Raw genomic sequence first — 16,387 nt, forward strand, 5'->3', positions numbered from 1 at the left:
AGCGTGCGGGGGCCGGGCGAAGTTCCCGCCCGACGTACGCCCACAGCGGATCGCGCGGGTGGATCGCGTAGCCTGCGTCCGACCCGCCTCGAATATCTCCGGGCCGCGCTCCGGGCGGCCTCCGGGCACCGGGGCGGGCCGCGGAGACCGGGTCCTGGCCCGGGTTGTCAGTGCCGCGGTCCACAATGGTCCGCGTCAGATCCCGTTCACGCATGAGCAAGGAGCCGGCAGCGATGGCCCGCCGCAGCACGAAGACCCCGCCGCCCGACGACTCGTTCGAGGAGAGAATCCTCGACATCGACGTCGTGGACGAGATGCGCGGCTCCTACCTCGAGTACGCGTACTCGGTCATCTACTCGCGCGCCCTGCCGGACGCCCGCGACGGCCTCAAGCCGGTGCACCGCCGGATCGTCTACCAGATGAACGAGATGGGTGTGCGCCCCGACCGCGCCTACGTGAAGTGCGCGCGTGTGGTCGGCGAGGTGATGGGCAAGCTGCACCCGCACGGCGACTCGTCGATCTACGACGCGCTGGTGCGCATGGCCCAGCCGTTCTCGATGCGGGTCCCGCTGGTCGACGGCCACGGCAACTTCGGCTCGCTGGGCAACGACGACCCGCCGGCCGCCATGCGGTACACCGAGTGCCGGATGGCCGAGGCGACCAGCCTGATGACCGAGTCGATCGACGAGGACACGGTCGACTTCGCGCCCAACTACGACGGCCAGGAGCAGGAGCCGGTGGCGCTGCCCGCCGCGTTCCCGAACCTGCTGGTGAACGGCTCGTCGGGGATCGCCGTCGGCATGGCGACGAACATGCCGCCGCACAACCTCGGCGAGGTCATCGCGGCCGCCCGGCACCTGATCCGCTACCCGAACGCGGACCTGGACGCGCTGATGAAGCACGTCCCCGGCCCCGACCTGCCCACCGGCGGCCGGATCGTCGGCCTGGAGGGGGTCCGGGACGCCTACGAGACGGGCCGCGGCACCTTCAAGATCCGGGCCACGGTGGCGGTGGAGACGGTGACGGCCCGCCGCAAGGGCCTGGTCATCACCGAACTGCCCTTCACGGTCGGCCCCGAGAAGGTCATCGCCAAGATCAAGGACCTGGTCAACGCCAAGAAGCTGCAGGGCATCGCCGACGTCAAGGACCTCACCGACCGCGAGCACGGGCTGCGCCTGGTCGTCGAGATCAAGAACGGCTTCGTGCCGGAGGCGGTCCTGGAGCAGCTCTACAAGCTGACGCCGATGGAGGAGTCCTTCGGCATCAACAACGTGGCCCTGGTGGACGGCCAGCCGCTCACCCTCGGCCTCAAGGAGCTGCTCGAGGTCTACCTGGACCACCGCTTCGACGTGGTCCGCCGGCGCAGCGAGTTCCGCCGCGGCAAGCGTCGCGACCGCCTGCACCTGGTGGAGGGTCTGCTCACCGCCCTCGTCGACATCGACGAGGTCATCCGGCTGATCCGCTCCAGCGAGAACAGCGCGCAGGCCAAGGAGCGCCTGATGGAGCGCTTCTCGCTGTCGGAGATCCAGACGCAGTACATCCTGGACACGCCCCTGCGCCGTCTGACCAAGTACGACCGCATCGAGCTGGAGTCGGAGAAGGAGAGGCTCACCGCGGAGATCGCCGAGCTGACCCGGATCCTGGACTCGGACGCGGAGCTGCGCAAGCTGGTCTCGGCCGAACTGGCCGCGGTGGCCAAGAAGTTCGGCACCGAACGGCGCACCGTCCTGCTGGAGGCCTCGGGCGCCCCGGCGGCCGTGGTGGACCTCCAGGTGGCCGACGACCCGTGCCGGGTGCTGCTGTCCTCGACGGGCCTGCTCGCCCGCACCATGAACGGCGAGCCGTTCCCGGCGGACGCCGACGGCAAGCGCGCCAAGCACGACGTCATCGTCTCGGCGGTCCCCGCGACCGCGCGCGGTGAGATCGGCGCGGTCACCTCGACGGGCCGGCTGCTGCGCGTCAACGTCGTCGACCTCCCCCAGCTCCCGGAGACGGCGACCGCCCCGAACCTGGCCGGCGGCGCCCCGCTCTCCGAGTTCCTCTCGCTGGAGGACGGCGAGACGGTGGTCTGCCTGACCACCCTGGACGAGTCCTCGCCGGGTCTCGCCCTCGGCACCGAGCAGGGCGTGGTCAAGCGCGTGGTCCCCGACTACCCGTCCAACAAGGACGAGTTGGAGGTCATCACCCTCAAGGAGGGCGACCGGATCGTCGGCGCGATGGAGCTGCGCACCGGCGAGGAGGACCTGGTCTTCATCACGGACGACGCGCAACTGCTGCGCTACCAGGCCTCCCAGGTGCGCCCGCAGGGCCGTCCGGCGGGCGGTATGGCGGGCATCAAGCTCACCGAGGGCGCGAAGGTCATCTCCTTCACCGCCGTCGACCCGGCGGCCGACGCGGTGGTCTTCACGGTGGCCGGCTCGCGCGGCACCCTCGACGACTCGGTGCAGACGACGGCCAAGCTGACGCCGTTCGACCAGTACCCCCGCAAGGGCCGGGCCACCGGCGGCGTGCGCTGCCAGCGGTTCCTGAAGGGCGAGGACTGCCTGTCCTTCGCCTGGGCGGGCCCGGTCCCGGCGAAGGCGGCGCAGAAGAACGGCACCCCGGTCGACCTCCCGGAGATCGACCCGCGCCGCGACGGCTCCGGCGTGTCGCTGGCGAAGACGGTGTGGGTGGTGGCGGGCCCGGTCTAGGCCTCGTACCCGTCTCCGTCGGGGCCGTCCGTCAGGCCCTGGACGTAGCGCAGGACGCCCCACATGCCGTGTTCGTCGGCGTGTGGGGCGTCGTTCGTGCACGCCTCCAGCTCCTTGCGGAGCGCGGTCGCGTCGACGCCGGAGCCGATCAGCACGAGCTGCGTGAGCCGTTCCTCGCCGCGCCCCCGGGCCTCCGGGTAGAACCGCAGGAACCGGCCCACGGCATGCACGGCGTACCGGTTGCCCGGGTCGTACGGCCCGAAGTCGACGTACCCCTTGATCCGGTAGAGCCCCTCGGGACGGCTGTCGAGGAAGGCCATCAGCCGACGGGGGTCGAGGGGCAGCGCGGTGGCGAAGGACAGGGTGTCGTAGGCGGCGTGCAGATGCCCCTCGTGCTCACCGCCGTCGGCGTGGCCGTCGTGGTGGTCGTGCAGGTCGTCGAAGGACAGCTGTCCGACGCGCTCGGTGCTGGGCCGGCAGTCGAACAGGAACTCGGGGTCGACACGGCCGTAGGTCGCGGGGACGACGGCGGCCCCGCGGTCGCTGAGCGACCGGACCAGCCCGAGGACGCGCTCGCCGCCCTCCGCGGCCCGGTCGAGCTTGTTGACGACGACCAGGTCGGCGAGGGCGAGGTGCCGGTCGATCTCGGGGTGCTTGGCGCGGGTGTCGTCGAACTCGGCGGCGTCGACGACCTCGACGAGGCCGCCGTAGACGATGCCGGGGTGCTCGCTGGCGAGCAGCATCCGGACGAGTTCCTCGGGTTCGGCGAGACCGCTGGCCTCGATGACGACGACGTCGACTCCGGTGCCGGGCCCCGCGAGCCGCTCCAGGTAGACGTCCAGTTCACTGGCGTCGACGGCGCAGCACAGGCACCCGTTGCCGAGCGAGACGGTCGAGTCGCCGAGGGCGCCGGCCACGGCCATCGCGTCGATCTCGATGGCCCCGAAGTCGTTGACGATCGCCCCGATCCGGCTGCCTCCGCTGCGGTGCAGCAGGTGGTTGAGGAGCGTGGTCTTCCCGGACCCCAGGAATCCGGCGAGGACGACGACCGGGATCTGCCGGGGGGTGGGGTGGTGCTCCAACGGGGGCCTCTTTCGCGCGGGCGGAGGTGGCGGGCCGGTCCAGGATAGGAAATCCCGCAGGCCCGGACACCGCGCCCCGGTCCGGCTACACGGCGACGCCGGCCACCTCCGGTTTCGGCCCCAGGCCGCTCCTCCAGCACCGCGCCCGGTTCGTCAACCCAGGTTCACCCGTAGGGATTGCTGCCGGGCCACGACGTGCCATGGCCCGTGTGCCTGCCGTAGCGTTCTGGTACTGCGCCTGCCGGGGAAGCGCGGTAGGCCGTACCGGGGAGAGGACGGCGTCGGGGTGGTCGGAGATGAACGGGAGCGGCGCGCTGGTGCGGGGCCGGCCGACCGTGTCCTCCAGGCGGCCGCGAAAGCGGCACCCGCGGCGCCCCGGCATCCGGGCCTCCGCCCCGCCGTCAGGCACCCCTGAGGCGGGCTCGGTCCTGCGGTGCGGCGGGTCAGAACGACAGGACGCGAACGAGCAGGTGCCGGGCGGAAGGCGACCATCGCCGTTCCTCTCGGCGCGGCCGGCCCCGCACCCGTTCCGGGCAGTGACAGGCTGCGCCTTCGCCCTGATAATTTCAGCAACGCGGTTATCACCTTGGTGACGACGTCAAGTCGTTCCGCAGGTAGGGTCGTTGGCAGCTCTCCAGGAGGTTGGGCGTGACTGATCCCCGTTCCAGCAGCGACGCACCGGCGGCCGTTCGTGAGATGCGCGGACGTCGGCTGCAGTGCGTGCGGCTCGCGTCGTCTGGCCTGGGACACGGGATACGAAGCGCTTGTGCGGCGGAGCGGACTGCGGGCCGTCCACCGCGACGAGCCTGCTCGTCGGCGATCGTTCCGCCGTGGCCGCAAAGTGACGGGCGGTGAACGGCAGGGACTGCAGCGGGGCCCATTCCTGGCCTGCGGGCTGAAGACATACACGCACGAAGGGGAGAACATGACCACCAGCCAGGCCGGCCGAGAACTCGACACGAGCAAGGCGCACTCGGCCCGGATGTACGACTACTTCCTGGGCGGGAAGGACCACTTCGAGATAGACAAGGAAGCGGCCCTGGTCGCCGCCACCGCCCACCCCGGCATCTACGTGACAGCCCGCGAGAACCGGGCGTTCATGCACCGTGCCACCCGTGTCCTGGCGCAGGAGCACGGCATCCGCCAGTGGCTCGACATCGGCACGGGCATCCCGACCGAACCGAACCTGCACCAGGTCGCCCAGTCCGTCGCGACCGACGCCCGCGTCGTGTACGCCGACAACGACCCCCTCGTCCTGAAGTACGCCGAACGCCTCATGCGCAGCACGAAGCAGGGACGTACGGCCTATGTCGAGGCCGACGTCAGAGACCCCGACGCGCTGATGAGCGCCGTACAGGACGCGGACGTCCTGGACTTCGACCAGCCCATCGCGCTCTCCCTCAACGCGCTCATGCACTTCATCACCGACCCGCACGACCCGTACGCCATCATCCGCCGGCTGCTCGACCCGCTTCCGGCCGGCAGCGCCCTCGCAATGAACCACTGCACGCCCGACTTCGATCCCGATACCTGGAACAAGGTCGCGGACGTCTACACCAAGTCCGGGGCACCCGTGCAGTTCCGTTCCCACAGCGACGTACGCCGTTTCTTCGACGGACTCGACCTGATCGAGCCCGGCATCGTGTGCTGCCACCGCTGGCGTCCTGCCAAACCGGCCGACGGTACGGAGCCCACGGACGCGCAGATCAGTCTGCTGGCGGGCGTAGGTATCAAGCGCTAGTGCTGGATTCCTCAAACGGTGTAGACGTACTGGCGGCGTAGGAGGCGGGTTGGCGGTGTAGGTCTGCCCCTGTCCAGGGCCGAGCCCGCGCGTTGAGCCGGGCTGTTGCCAGACGAGTGAGGCGGGCGGCTTGGTCGATCTCGGACGGTCCGGCGAAGGATTGGCCCGCGATGGCGGCCGCAGGCCAGGCGGGCGACGCCTCGGCCGCCGAGATCCTCGTGGCCGGCATCCGTGTTGCGCGAAGCGGGCCCGGAAGACAGAGGACTCGACCCGATGCGGTGCCGGCGGACCGCGCGTACTCATCCCGCGCGATCCGAGGTCACCTTCGCCGGCGTGGAATCCGAGCCGTCATCCCCAGCCGTCCGACCGGACCGGCCACCGCTTGCGTCGAGGCCGCGCCTGCGGCCGCCCACCGGCCTTCGACGCCGAGGCCTACGGCGATGCAGCGCGGTCGAGCGATGCATCAACCAGCTGAAGCAGTGGCGCGGCCTGGCCATGCGAACGGACGAACTCGCCGTCGCCTACCTGTTCCCAGCCGGGGGTGTTCCACCGGGCGCTGTGAGCCAGGCGGCGCAGCGCCCAGCCCATGCCGTTGACCACGGCAAGCCCGGCGTCCGGGTGGGCGGCCTGAGCCTGTTCGCGCTGCTGGTCCACGCGGTGAGCAGGTCGAGGATCCCGGCGGCGCACTTGCGCCCGGCCGGGCAGCCAATCTCCTACACCTCAGCCAGACGCCGGACCAGGAAGCCGGCGAAGCCCGCGTCACGCTCGCTCTCCCAAGGTCGTCTGCCCCCGCCCGGCGCGCTCACTGGTTGCTGAACGCCGAGTCGAAGGACGCCTTCGGCAGCGGCCACAGGGCGGAGCGGATCCGGCCGACGGCCTCTGCCGCGCCGTGCAGCCGGTCCATGCCCGCGTCCTCCCACTCCACCGAGACGGGCCCGTCGTAGCCGATGGCGGCCAGGGCGCGGAAGGCGTCCTCCCAGGGCATGTCCCCGTGGCCGACGGAGACGAAGTCCCAGCGCCGGCGCGGGTCGCCCCAGGGCAGGTGGGAGCCGAGGATCCCGGCGCGCCCCGACGGCGGCCGCAGGCGGGTGTCCTTGCAGTCGACGTGGTAGATGCGGTCGGCGAAGTCCGTGATGAAGCCGACGGGGTCGACGCCCTGCCAGATCATGTGCGAGGGGTCCCAGTTGAAGCCGAAGGCCGGGCGGCGGCCGATCGCTTCGAGGGTGCGCTCGCTGGTCCAGTAGTCGTAGGCGATCTCGGACGGGTGGACCTCGTGGGCGAAGCGCACGCCCTCGGCGTCGAAGACGTCGAGGATCGGGTTCCAGCGGCGCGCGAAGTCCTCGTACCCCTCGTCGATCACCGCCTGGGAGACCGGCGGGAACATCGCCACGTACTTCCAGATCTTCGATCCGGTGAACCCGACGACGGTGTCTGCGCCGAGCCTGCGGGCGACGCGGGCGGCGCGCTTCATGTCCTCGGCCGCGCGCTGCCGTACGCCCTCCGGGTCGCCGTCGCCCCAGACCTCCGGGCGCAGGATCGCCTGGTGGCGGAAGTCGATCGGGTCGTCGCAGACGGCCTGGCCGCCGAGGTGGTGGGAGATCGCCCAGACCTTCAGCCCGTGGCGCTCCAGGATCGCCTGCCGGTGGGGCAGGTAGTCGGGGTCGGCCTCGGCGCGGGCCAGGTCCAGATGGTCGCCGGAGGCCGCGATCTCCAGTCCGTCGTAGCCCCACTCGCTCGCCAGCCGCGCCACCTCCTCGAACGGCAGATCCGCCCACTGACCGGTGAAGAGGGTGACCGGCTGCCTGGCCGGTTCCCGGCTCTCTGCCTGGCTCTGGTTCATGTGCGGCCTCCTTGGCGTTCCCGCCACTTTAGCTTACGGTGAGCAAAAGTCGACCTTGCGGGAGTCATCGCTCTCCGCTTTTTCGATCTGTTCACGCGTTAGCTCCGGTAGCTCCGTCAGCTCCTGGGAGAGAGAAGAGGTGCGTGTCATGCGTGTCGGTGTCATCGGTACCGGTTTCATGGGGGCCGTGCACACCCGGTCCGCGCTCGTAGCCGGCGGCGACGTGGTGGGCGTGGTCGGGTCGACGCCGGAGAAGGGCCGGCGCGCCGCCGCGGAGTTCCGGGCCGGGCAGGGCTTCGGCTCGGTCGAGGAGCTGCTGCGGCACGGGGTCGACGTCCTGCACGTGTGCACGCCCAACGCCACGCACGCCGGGTTCTGCCGCGCGGCCCTCGCCGCCGGGGTGCCGGTCGTCTGCGAGAAGCCGCTGGCCACCGACGCCGCGACCGCACGCGAGCTCACCGAACTGGCGGCGGAGCGCGGGCTCGTCACCGCCGTGCCCTTCGTCTACCGCTACTACGCGTCCGTACGGGAGGCGCGCGAGCGGATCCGGCGGCCCGGTCACCGGCCGCCCTGGCTGATCCACGGCAGCTATCTGCAGGACTGGCTCGCCGGCACCGAGGCCACCAACTGGCGGGTCGACCCGGCGGACGGCGGTGCCACGCGCGCGTTCGGGGACATCGGGGTCCACTGGTGCGATCTCGCCGAGTTCGTGACCGGGCAGCGGATCACCCGGGTGAACGCGTCCTTCGCCCGCGCGGTCCCGGTGCGACCGGGGGCCGACGGCACCCCGCGCCCGGTCGAGACCGAGGACGGCGCGGTCGTCCTCCTCGAAACCGACGCCGGCGCGATCGGATCGGTGGTGGTCAGCCAGGTCTCCGCCGGGTACAAGAACGCGCTGTCGTTCTCCTTCGACGGCCCGGACGCCAGCTACGCGTTCCGCCAGGAGACCCCCGAGTCGCTGTGGATCGGCGGCCGGACCGCCAACGAGGTGCTGCTGCGCGACCCGAACCGGCCCGGCGCCCCCACCGGGCGGGCGGCCGGTCTGCCGGCCGGGCATCCGCAGGGTTACTACGAGGCCTTCGCCGACTTCGTGGCCGACGCCTACGCGGCGGTCCGCGGCGAACGGGTCACCGGGATGCCGTCCTTCGCGGACGGACTGCGCGCGGCGGAGCTCGCCGAGGCGGTCGTCGACTCGGCGCGCGGCGGCGGCTGGGTCGACGTACCGGCCGCGGGCAGCTGAGCCGCTACCGCGCCCCCGCCAGCGGCACGTCGAGGGGAAGCGGCCCGGTGAGGTCGCCGGTACGGGCGCGGATCCCGCGCGGGCTGCCCTGCCGGAGCCACTGGTCGAGCAGGTCCGGGTGCAGCAGCTCGTCCACGGCCAGGGTCGCCGCTCCGACGACTCCCTCGGCGCGGCCGAGGTCGACCCGGGCGATGACGAGTTCGTCGGTGGCCAGCGGCAGGGAGCGTCTGGCCACGACCTCGGCGACGGGGTCCCGGAACACGTCGCCGGCCTGCGCCAGCACTCCGGCGAGGTAGACGGTCGAGGGGTTGAAGACGCTGACGAGCGTCGCCAGTTGCCCGCCGACCAGCTCGCCCGCCCTGGTGACGAGCTCGGTGCTGACCCGGTCGCCGGCCCGGCAGCCGTCGAGCACGTCGGTGACGGCCAGCGGCGCGTCCCGGCGCTCCAGCCGCTCCAGGCGCTCGGCCAGGAAGGGGCTGCGCCCCTCCAGGGCCGCGGCGCGGGCGTCACGGCTGAGGGCCCAGCCGCCCGCGAAGGCTTCGAGGCACCCGAACTTGCCGCACCGGCACCGGTGCCGGGACTCCTCGGCGACGATGGTGTGCCCGAGGTCGCCGGCCGCGCCGCGCGCTCCCCGGTGCAGCCGGCCCCTGGACATCAGCCCCAGGCCGATGCCGGTGCTCGCCTTGACCAGCAGGATGTTGTCACCGGCGGTCGCCCGGGTCCGGCTCCAGGCACCGAGCGCCATCAGGTTGGCGTCGTTGTCGACCCAGGCCGGCACGTCGTAGTGCGCCTCGAGCCGGTCCCGGAGCGGGAAGCCGTGCCAGCCGGCCATGATGGGCGGCCGCACCGGCGTCCCGCGCGCGAAGTCGACCGGCCCGGGGACGCCCACGCACACCCCCCACAGGCGCTCCCGCAGCTCCGGGCTCAGCAGCCGCTCCGCCGTCCCGACCAGCGTGGCCAGGGATGCCTCGGGGCCCGACTCGATGTCCCACGGCACGCGTCGGTCGGCGAGCGGGGTCCCGTCGAGGTCGGTCACCGCGGCGTGCAGGTGGGTGGCGCCGAACACCGCGCCGAGGACGGCACCGCGGCCGGACGCGATCCGCAGGATGCGGGAGGGCCGTCCGCCGGTGGAGGGGGCCGGCTCGCCCTCGGCCACCAGGCCGACCCGGACCGCGTGGTCCACCCGCTGCGTGATGATCGTCCGGCCCAGCCCGGTCTGCCGGCCGAGGTCCGGCCTGGTCACGGCCGCTCCGCTCCTGATCAGACCCAGGACCAGGGAGAGGGTACGGGTGTGGTCGGTCATGCAGTGAGCTTATGGTCCTGGCGACCGCTGCCGTCACCGGCGGCGGCGCGACCACTGCCTGCTGGACCTGCTGTGGCGGCACCGGCGGGGCGAACTCCAGGTCAGCGTCGCCATGGTGATCTCCAACCACCCCGACACCGCGGAGGAGGTACGCGGCTTCGGCGTGCCCTTCTTCCACGTGCCGTCCGCGGGCCCGGACAAGTCGGCGGCCGAACACCTGCGACTGCTCCAGGACGACGTGGACTTCGTCGTGCTGGCCCGCTACATGCAGATCCTCTCCGGCGACTTCATCGAACGGGTCGGGGTGCCGATCATCAACATCCACCACTCCTTCCTGCCCGCCTTCATCGGCACGGGCCCCTACGCCCAGGCCAAGGAACGGGGCGTCAAGCTCGTCGGCGCGACCGCGCACTACGTCACCGAGGACCTCGACGAGGGCCCGATCATCGAACAGGACGTCGTGCGCGTCACCCATGCCGACACCGCCGCCGACCTCCGGCGCCGGGGCGCCGACGTCGAGCGTGCGGTCCTCTCGCGGGCCGTGCTGTGGCACGCCGAGGACCGTGTCGTCCGGCACGCCAACCACACCATCGTCTTCGCCTGAGCCACTCGATCCCTGTCAACCCAGGGCCACCGTCAACCCTGAGCCACTCGACCCCTGTCAACATTGATCGAGTCAACCCGTGCCGAAGCGGCTACGGTGACGCCCATGCGCGATCAACACCCCGCTCCCGGCAGTCCCGCGCGGCGGCTGAGCACCAGGGAGACAGCCGAACTGCTCGGCGTGAAGCCCGAGACCGTGTACGCATACGTGAGCCGGGGTCAGCTCAGCAGCAGACGCGAGCCCGGGGGCCGCGCCAGCACCTTCGACGCCGGGGAGGTGGCGGCGCTCGCCCGGCGCAACAGGCGGGAGGCCGCCGGGAGTCCGGGCTCCGGCGGCGACCTGTCGGTGCGCACCAGGATCACGCTGATCGACCAGGACCGGTACTTCTTCCGGGGCGTCGACGCCACCGAGCTCGCCGCGCACCACTCCTACGAGGAGGTGGCCGAGTGGCTGTGGACGGGCCGCATGACCCGGGGCACGGCCTTCACCGCCCCGGAGGCCCCCGTCGCGGCCGCCCGCCGGGCCGTCGACGCGCTGCCCGAGCACACCTCGCCCACCGACCGGCTGCGGGTGGCCACGATCGCCGCGGCCGCCGAGGACCCGCTGCGCTTCGACCTGTCCGAGGAGTCCGTCCTCGGCGCCGCGCGCGTACTGATCCCCACGCTCGTCGCCGCCCTCCCGGTGCGGCGCCGGCCGGGGCACGACGACGGTCCACTGGCGCACCGCCTGTGGCGCCGGCTGACCGGCATCGACCCCGGCGACGCGGAGCTGCGCGTTCTGGACACCGCGCTCGCGCTGCTCGTCGACCACGACCTGGCCGCCTCCACCCTCGCCGTCCGGGTCGCCGCCTCCGCTCGTGCGCACGCGTACGCGGCCGTGTCGGCAGGGCTCGGCGTGCTCGAAGGCCCCTTGCACGGCGCCTCCAGCGGCCTCGCCCACCGGATGCTGCTCGACGTCCTCGACCAGGGCACCGCGGTCACGGTGATCGCGGACGAACTCCGCGCGGGCCGCCGCATCCCCGGCCTCGGCCACCGCCTCTACCAGGGCGAGGACCCACGCGCGCGTGCGCTGTTCGCACTCCTCGAGGACGTCCCCCGTGCGGAGCCCGCCCTGCTCGCGGCCCGGGACATCGTCGCCACGACCGCCCGGCACACCCCGCTGCACGCCAACGTCGACCTGGCGCTCGCCGTGCTCACGGCCTCCTGCGGGATGCCGGCCACGGCGGGCGAGACGATCTTCGCCGTCGCCCGGACGGCGGGCTGGATCGCCCACGCCCTGGAGGAGTACGGGGAACGCCCGCTGCGCATGCGCCCCAGCGGCCACTACGTCGGCCCGAAGCCGCCGCAGCCCCTGCCGGAATAGCCCCACTGGAGGCGTGCGGGGGCGAGGCCGGAACTCACCCGGGCCGAAGTCAGGTTAGGCTCACCTCTGTGATTAGGTGCGCAACCGTGTCCCGGATGCTCGACGAGCCCGTTTCGGGCACCGCGGCCACCGCGACGACGTGGCTGCTGCTGGAACAACCCGGCCCGTGGGGTCCCAAGGCGCTCACCTCGAGCCACCTGGACCCCGCGCTGGGCCGCGCCCTGGAGGCGGCCGCCGAGGGAACCGGCGTACGGGTCGCGCTCATCCGCCGCCCCGGCCGCCACGCCGACCCCGGCGTCCCCGCCGTACGCCAGGTGTACGTCGCCCACACGGTCCCCGGCAACGTCTGGCTGCACAGCGCCACCACCCGCGATCCGGCCCGCCTGCTCGACCTCGACCTCGCCGCGCTCGGCGCGGGCGACCACCGTTCGTTCGGCGCGGCCCTCGGCGGCCGGCCGCACCCGGGCAGTCCGCTCGCGCTCGTCTGCACCAACGGCAGGCGCGACCGCTGCTGTGCCCTGCTGGGCCGCCCGCTCGCCGCCGAGCTGGCCACGTCCGGAGTGGAGGGCATCTGGGAGGTCACCCATCTGGGTGGTCATCGTTTCTCCCCGACGGTGCTCGTCCTGCCGTACGGCTACGCCTACGGCCGCGCCGAGGCCCATGCCGTCAAGGAGGTCCTGCACGGCATCCACGAGGGCCGCGTGGTGCTGGACGGGTGCCGCGGCTGCTCCGCCTGGGAACGGCCCGGCCAGGCGGCCGAACTGGCGGTGCGCGAGGCGGCGGGCGAGTACACGGCCGGCGCGCTGAGTGTCGTGGGGACCGAGGGCGCGGCCCCGCGCTGGGAGGTCACGGTCGCCCACACCGACGGCCGCCGCTGGCGGGTGGGCGTGGTCCAGGGCGCCTCGCTGCCGCCGCGCCCGGAGAGCTGCGGGGTGTCGGTGCTGGGGGCGCCGGCCCGGATGGACGTGGTGTCGCTGCGGGAGCTGCGGAGGGCCACGGCCCTGGCGAGCTGACCCGGACTTTCCCAAGAACTGGTCAAGAGATCCACGCCACACCCCCTTAGCACGGCGTATCCGCGCACGTACCGTCGTGGGTATGAGCCCCACGCCCCCCGTGCGCCGTCTGCGCCCCCGGCTGCCCCGGAAGGTGTTCTCCCAGGTCCTGTTGATGCAGCTGGCGATCGCCGCGGGGGTCGCGGTGCTCGCCACCGGGCTCTTCCTGGCGCCGCTGAGCAAGCAGCTGGACCAGGAGGCGATGCGCAGGGCCCTGGCGATCGCCCAGACCACGGCGCAGGACCCGCAGATCGCGGAGGGCGTGCTGACCACCACGCCGACCGCGAACGGGCCCGTGCAGAAGGAGGCGGAACGGATCCGGTTGGCCACCAACGCCGAGTACATCGTGGTGATGGACCACGGCGGATTCCGCTGGTCGCACACCACTCCCTCGGAGATCGGCCGGCATGTGTCGACCTCCCCCAAGGAGGCGCTGGACGGCAACGAGGTCATGCAGATCGACAACGGCACCCTCGGCCGCTCCGCGCGCGGCAAGGTGCCGCTGTACGACGCGGAGCACCGCATCATCGGGGCGGTCTCCGTCGGCATCGCGTACGACAGCGTGCGGGCCCGGCTGCTCAGTACGATCCCCGGGCTGTTCGCCTATGCCGGCGGCGCCCTCGCGGCCGGCGCCCTGGCCGCCTGGCTGATCTCCCGGCGGGTCCAGCGGCAGACCCGCGACCTGGCCTTCTCCGACATCTCGGCGCTGCTCGCGGAGCGCGAGGCGATGCTGCACGGCATCCGGGAGGGCGTCGTCGCCCTCGACCGCGGCGGCCGCATCCGCCTGCTGAACGACGAGGCGCGGCGGCTCCTGGGCATCGGTGACGAGGCCGTCGGCCGCTCCCCCGACGAGGCGCTCGGCGCCGGCCGTACGACCGACGTCCTGGCCGGCCGGGTCACCGGCACGGACCTGCTCACCGTGCGCGGCCAGCGGGTCCTGGTCGCCAACCGCATGCCCACCGACGACGGCGGTGCGGTGGCCACCCTGCGCGACCGCACCGAGCTGGAGCAGCTCGGCCGCGAACTCGACTCCACGCGGGGCCTGATCGACGCCCTGCGCGCCCAGGACCACGAGCACGCCAACCGCATGCACACCCTGCTCGGGCTGCTGGAACTGGAGATGTACGACGACGCCGTGGAGTTCGTCGGCGAGGTGGTCGGCGACCACCGGGTCACCGCCGAGCAGGTCACGGAGAAGATCCAGGACCCGCTGCTGGCCGCCCTGCTGGTCGGCAAGGCGACCGTCGCGGCCGAGCGCGGGGTCGCCCTGTGGGTGTCGGACCGTACCTGGCTGCCGGACCGGCTGATCGACCCCAGGGGCCTGGTCACGGTCGTGGGCAACCTGGTGGACAACGCGCTGGACGCGGTCGCCGGCACCCCGCACGCGCGCGTGGAGGTCGAGTTGTGCGCGGAGGGCCGTGCGGTGGTCCTCAGGGTGCGTGACACGGGGCCCGGGATCCCGGCGGAACAGCGGGAGTTGGTCTTCACGGAGGGCTGGTCCACCAAGAAGCCGCCCGCGCACGGCAAGCGCGGCATAGGGCTCTCCCTGGTGCGCCGGCTCGCCGAACGGCAGGGCGGTACCGCGGCCGTGGGCGGACCGGAGGGCGGTGGCGCTCAGTTCACGGTCGTGCTCCCCGAGGCGCTGACCGAGCCGGAACTGGAGCCGGCGCCGGCGTTCGGGTCGGCGCTCACCGCGGCCGAGGAGGAGGCGCGATGATCGAGGTCCTGGTCGTGGACGACGACACCCGAGTCGCCCGGGTCAACGCCGCCTACGTCGGCAAGGTGCCCGGCTTCCATGTGGCCGGTGAGGCCCACAACGCGGCGGAGGCCCTGCGCCTGTTGGAGACGCTGCCCCGCCTCGACCTGGTCCTCATGGACCACTACCTGCCCGACGACACGGGCCTCGCGGTGGTCCAGGAGATGCGCCGGCGCGGCCACCATACCGACGTGATCATGGTGACGGCGGCCCGGGACGTGTCGACCGTGCAGGCGGCGATGCGCCATGGCGCCCTGCAGTACCTGGTCAAGCCGTTCGCGTTCGCCGGGCTGCGCGCCAAGCTGGAGGCCTACGCGCAGCTGCGGCGCACCCTGGACGGCGGCGGCGAGGCCGAACAGGCCGAGGTGGACCGCATCTTCGGCGCCCTGTCCGCGCCGTCCGAACCGGGGCTGCCCAAGGGTCACTCCCCCACCACCGCCGAACTGGTGCGCCAGTCGCTGATGAGCGCCGAGGGCCCGCTGTCGGCCCAGGAGATCGCCGAGCGGACGGGGGTGAGCCGGCAGACCGCCCAGCGCTATCTGAAGCTCCTGGAACGCACCGGACGGGCCCGGCTGACCCTCAAGTACGGCGACGCGGGCCGCCCCGAACACCGTTACGTGTGGGCGACCCGCGGCTGAGGCGTGTTGCCTGACCGCCTACTTGGCCGCCTCGACGAACTCCGTGGTGTACGTCTTGCTCAGGTCGACATCGGCGTTCTGGATGTTCGTGTTGAACGCCTTGAGCACCTTCTCCACTGTCTCCGGGCCGTTCTCGGGCATGACCCCGTCGTCGGTGAACATCGGCAGCGTGCTCTTGATGGACTGCGTGTAGAGGGCCTTGTCGCCCTGCGCGTAGTCGGCGGGCATCTTGGCCGCGATCTCGGCGGCGCTGTGCGTGGACATCCACTTGAGCGTCTTGACGAATGCATTGACCAGCTTCTGGACGGTGTCCTTGTGACTGTTGACCCAGTCCGTCTGCATGTACAGGCTCGACGACGGGTACGGCCCGCCGAGCGCCTTCTGGGATCCTTCCGGCGTCCGCATGTCCACCAGGACCTTGCCCGCCTTCTTGTCCAGGATCGTCGCGACGGTCGGGTCGGTCGTCATGCCGCCGTCGATGGAGCCCTGCTGGAGCGCCGAGATGAAGGTCGCGCCCGCTCCGACGGCGACCGGTGAGAAGTCGCTGACCTTCACCCCGTTCTTGACGGCGAGGTACTTGGTGAGGAAGTCGGTCGACGAGCCGAGGCTGGTGATGCCGAGCTTCTTGCCCTTGAAGTCCTTGGGCGAGGTGATGTCCCCGGCCGCCTTGGTGGAGACGACCTCCACCTCGCCGGGAGCGTGCGAGAACTGCACGACGGACTCCACGGCCTTGCCCTTGGTCTGCAGGTCCAGCGTGTGGTCGTAGAAGCCGACCGTCCCCTGCACCTGCCCGGCGACGAGCGCCGTCTCGGCCTGGACGCCGGCCGGCTCGGTCAGCAGTTCCACGTTCAGGCCCTCGGCGTCGAAGTAACCCAGCCGCTGGGTGAGCATGGCGGGCATGTAGATGACCTTGTCCAGGCCGCCGACCATGATCTTGACCTTCGTGCCCTTGCCGGAGCCGGTGGAGGCCGTGCTCGCCGCGTCGTTGGCGCAGGCGGTGAGGGAGGAGAGGGCGAGCAGGCCGGCGGCGGCCAGGGTGCTGTATCTGGCGGACTTGCGCATGTGGTTCACGTCCTTGT

General features: G+C 72.2%; 11 protein-coding genes and 2 pseudogenes. 9 read left to right on the forward strand and 4 right to left on the reverse strand.

Annotated elements, in window-relative coordinates; translation table 11 throughout:
- Positions 1-233 precede the first annotated feature (233 nt).
- Positions 234-2,690, forward strand: a complete 2,457-nt coding sequence (locus tag ACFY0K_RS40235; protein WP_390644120.1) for a DNA topoisomerase (ATP-hydrolyzing) subunit A — start codon at positions 234-236, stop codon at positions 2,688-2,690.
- Here ACFY0K_RS40235 and ACFY0K_RS40240 read toward each other — a convergent pair.
- The gene (locus ACFY0K_RS40240) at positions 2,687-3,772 is read right to left on the reverse strand and encodes a CobW family GTP-binding protein (protein ID WP_390644027.1); all 1,086 of its coding nucleotides are present in this window, start codon (positions 3,770-3,772) and stop codon (positions 2,687-2,689) included. The two genes, ACFY0K_RS40235 and ACFY0K_RS40240, sit on opposite strands and share 4 nt — an antisense overlap.
- Before the next feature lie 925 nt (positions 3,773-4,697).
- On the opposite strand from ACFY0K_RS40240, the gene ACFY0K_RS40245 reads away from it, so the two are divergent.
- The gene (locus tag ACFY0K_RS40245; RefSeq protein WP_388604589.1) at positions 4,698-5,513 is read left to right on the forward strand and encodes an SAM-dependent methyltransferase; all 816 of its coding nucleotides are present in this window, start codon (positions 4,698-4,700) and stop codon (positions 5,511-5,513) included.
- 230 nt (positions 5,514-5,743) lie between these two features.
- Positions 5,744-6,038, forward strand: a pseudogene (locus ACFY0K_RS40250) (IS5/IS1182 family transposase); the annotation flags it as partial.
- A gap of 277 nt (positions 6,039-6,315) precedes the next feature.
- Here the strand turns inward: ACFY0K_RS40250 and ACFY0K_RS40255 are convergent.
- Positions 6,316-7,353: a sugar phosphate isomerase/epimerase family protein gene (locus ACFY0K_RS40255; protein ID WP_390644028.1), complete on the reverse strand. Its 1,038-nt coding sequence runs from the start codon at positions 7,351-7,353 to the stop codon at positions 6,316-6,318.
- Between the two features lie 148 nt (positions 7,354-7,501).
- Between ACFY0K_RS40255 and ACFY0K_RS40260 the strand changes: the two genes are divergently transcribed.
- Positions 7,502-8,593 carry a Gfo/Idh/MocA family protein gene (locus ACFY0K_RS40260; protein ID WP_390644029.1) on the forward strand — a complete coding sequence of 364 codons (1,092 nt, stop codon included), beginning with the start codon at positions 7,502-7,504 and terminating at the stop codon, positions 8,591-8,593.
- 4 nt (positions 8,594-8,597) lie between these two features.
- On the opposite strand, the gene ACFY0K_RS40265 is transcribed toward ACFY0K_RS40260, so the two are convergent.
- On the reverse strand, positions 8,598-9,896 hold the full coding sequence (locus ACFY0K_RS40265) for an ROK family protein (RefSeq protein WP_351960204.1): 1,299 nt from the start codon (positions 9,894-9,896) through the stop codon (positions 8,598-8,600).
- Between the two features lie 55 nt (positions 9,897-9,951).
- Here ACFY0K_RS40265 and ACFY0K_RS40270 point away from each other — a divergent pair.
- The 5 genes and pseudogenes from ACFY0K_RS40270 to ACFY0K_RS40290 form a co-directional block, all read left to right on the forward strand.
- Positions 9,952-10,500 (forward strand): annotated as a pseudogene (locus ACFY0K_RS40270) (formyltetrahydrofolate deformylase); the annotation flags it as partial.
- Between the two features lie 105 nt (positions 10,501-10,605).
- Positions 10,606-11,862, forward strand: a complete 1,257-nt coding sequence (locus ACFY0K_RS40275) for a citrate/2-methylcitrate synthase (RefSeq protein ID WP_390644030.1) — start codon at positions 10,606-10,608, stop codon at positions 11,860-11,862.
- A 68-nt stretch (positions 11,863-11,930) separates the two neighbouring features.
- Positions 11,931-12,875 carry a sucrase ferredoxin gene (locus ACFY0K_RS40280; protein WP_390644031.1) on the forward strand — a complete coding sequence of 315 codons (945 nt, stop codon included), beginning with the start codon at positions 11,931-11,933 and terminating at the stop codon, positions 12,873-12,875.
- 82 nt (positions 12,876-12,957) lie between these two features.
- On the forward strand, positions 12,958-14,631 hold the full coding sequence (locus tag ACFY0K_RS40285) for an ATP-binding protein (protein ID WP_390644032.1): 1,674 nt from the start codon (positions 12,958-12,960) through the stop codon (positions 14,629-14,631).
- Positions 14,628-15,308 carry a response regulator gene (locus ACFY0K_RS40290; protein WP_390644033.1) on the forward strand — a complete coding sequence of 227 codons (681 nt, stop codon included), beginning with the start codon at positions 14,628-14,630 and terminating at the stop codon, positions 15,306-15,308. The genes ACFY0K_RS40285 and ACFY0K_RS40290 overlap by 4 nt, the downstream gene beginning before the upstream one ends.
- 18 nt (positions 15,309-15,326) lie before the next feature.
- On the opposite strand, the gene ACFY0K_RS40295 is transcribed toward ACFY0K_RS40290, so the two are convergent.
- Complete coding sequence (locus ACFY0K_RS40295) at positions 15,327-16,370, reverse strand: ABC transporter substrate-binding protein (protein WP_390644034.1); 1,044 nt, start codon at positions 16,368-16,370, stop codon at positions 15,327-15,329.
- Between the last annotated feature and the right edge of the window lie 17 nt (positions 16,371-16,387).

The sequence above is a fragment of the Streptomyces sp. NPDC001507 genome (assembly GCF_042894765.1).
Taxonomy (GTDB): Bacteria; Actinomycetota; Actinomycetes; order Streptomycetales; family Streptomycetaceae; genus Streptomyces.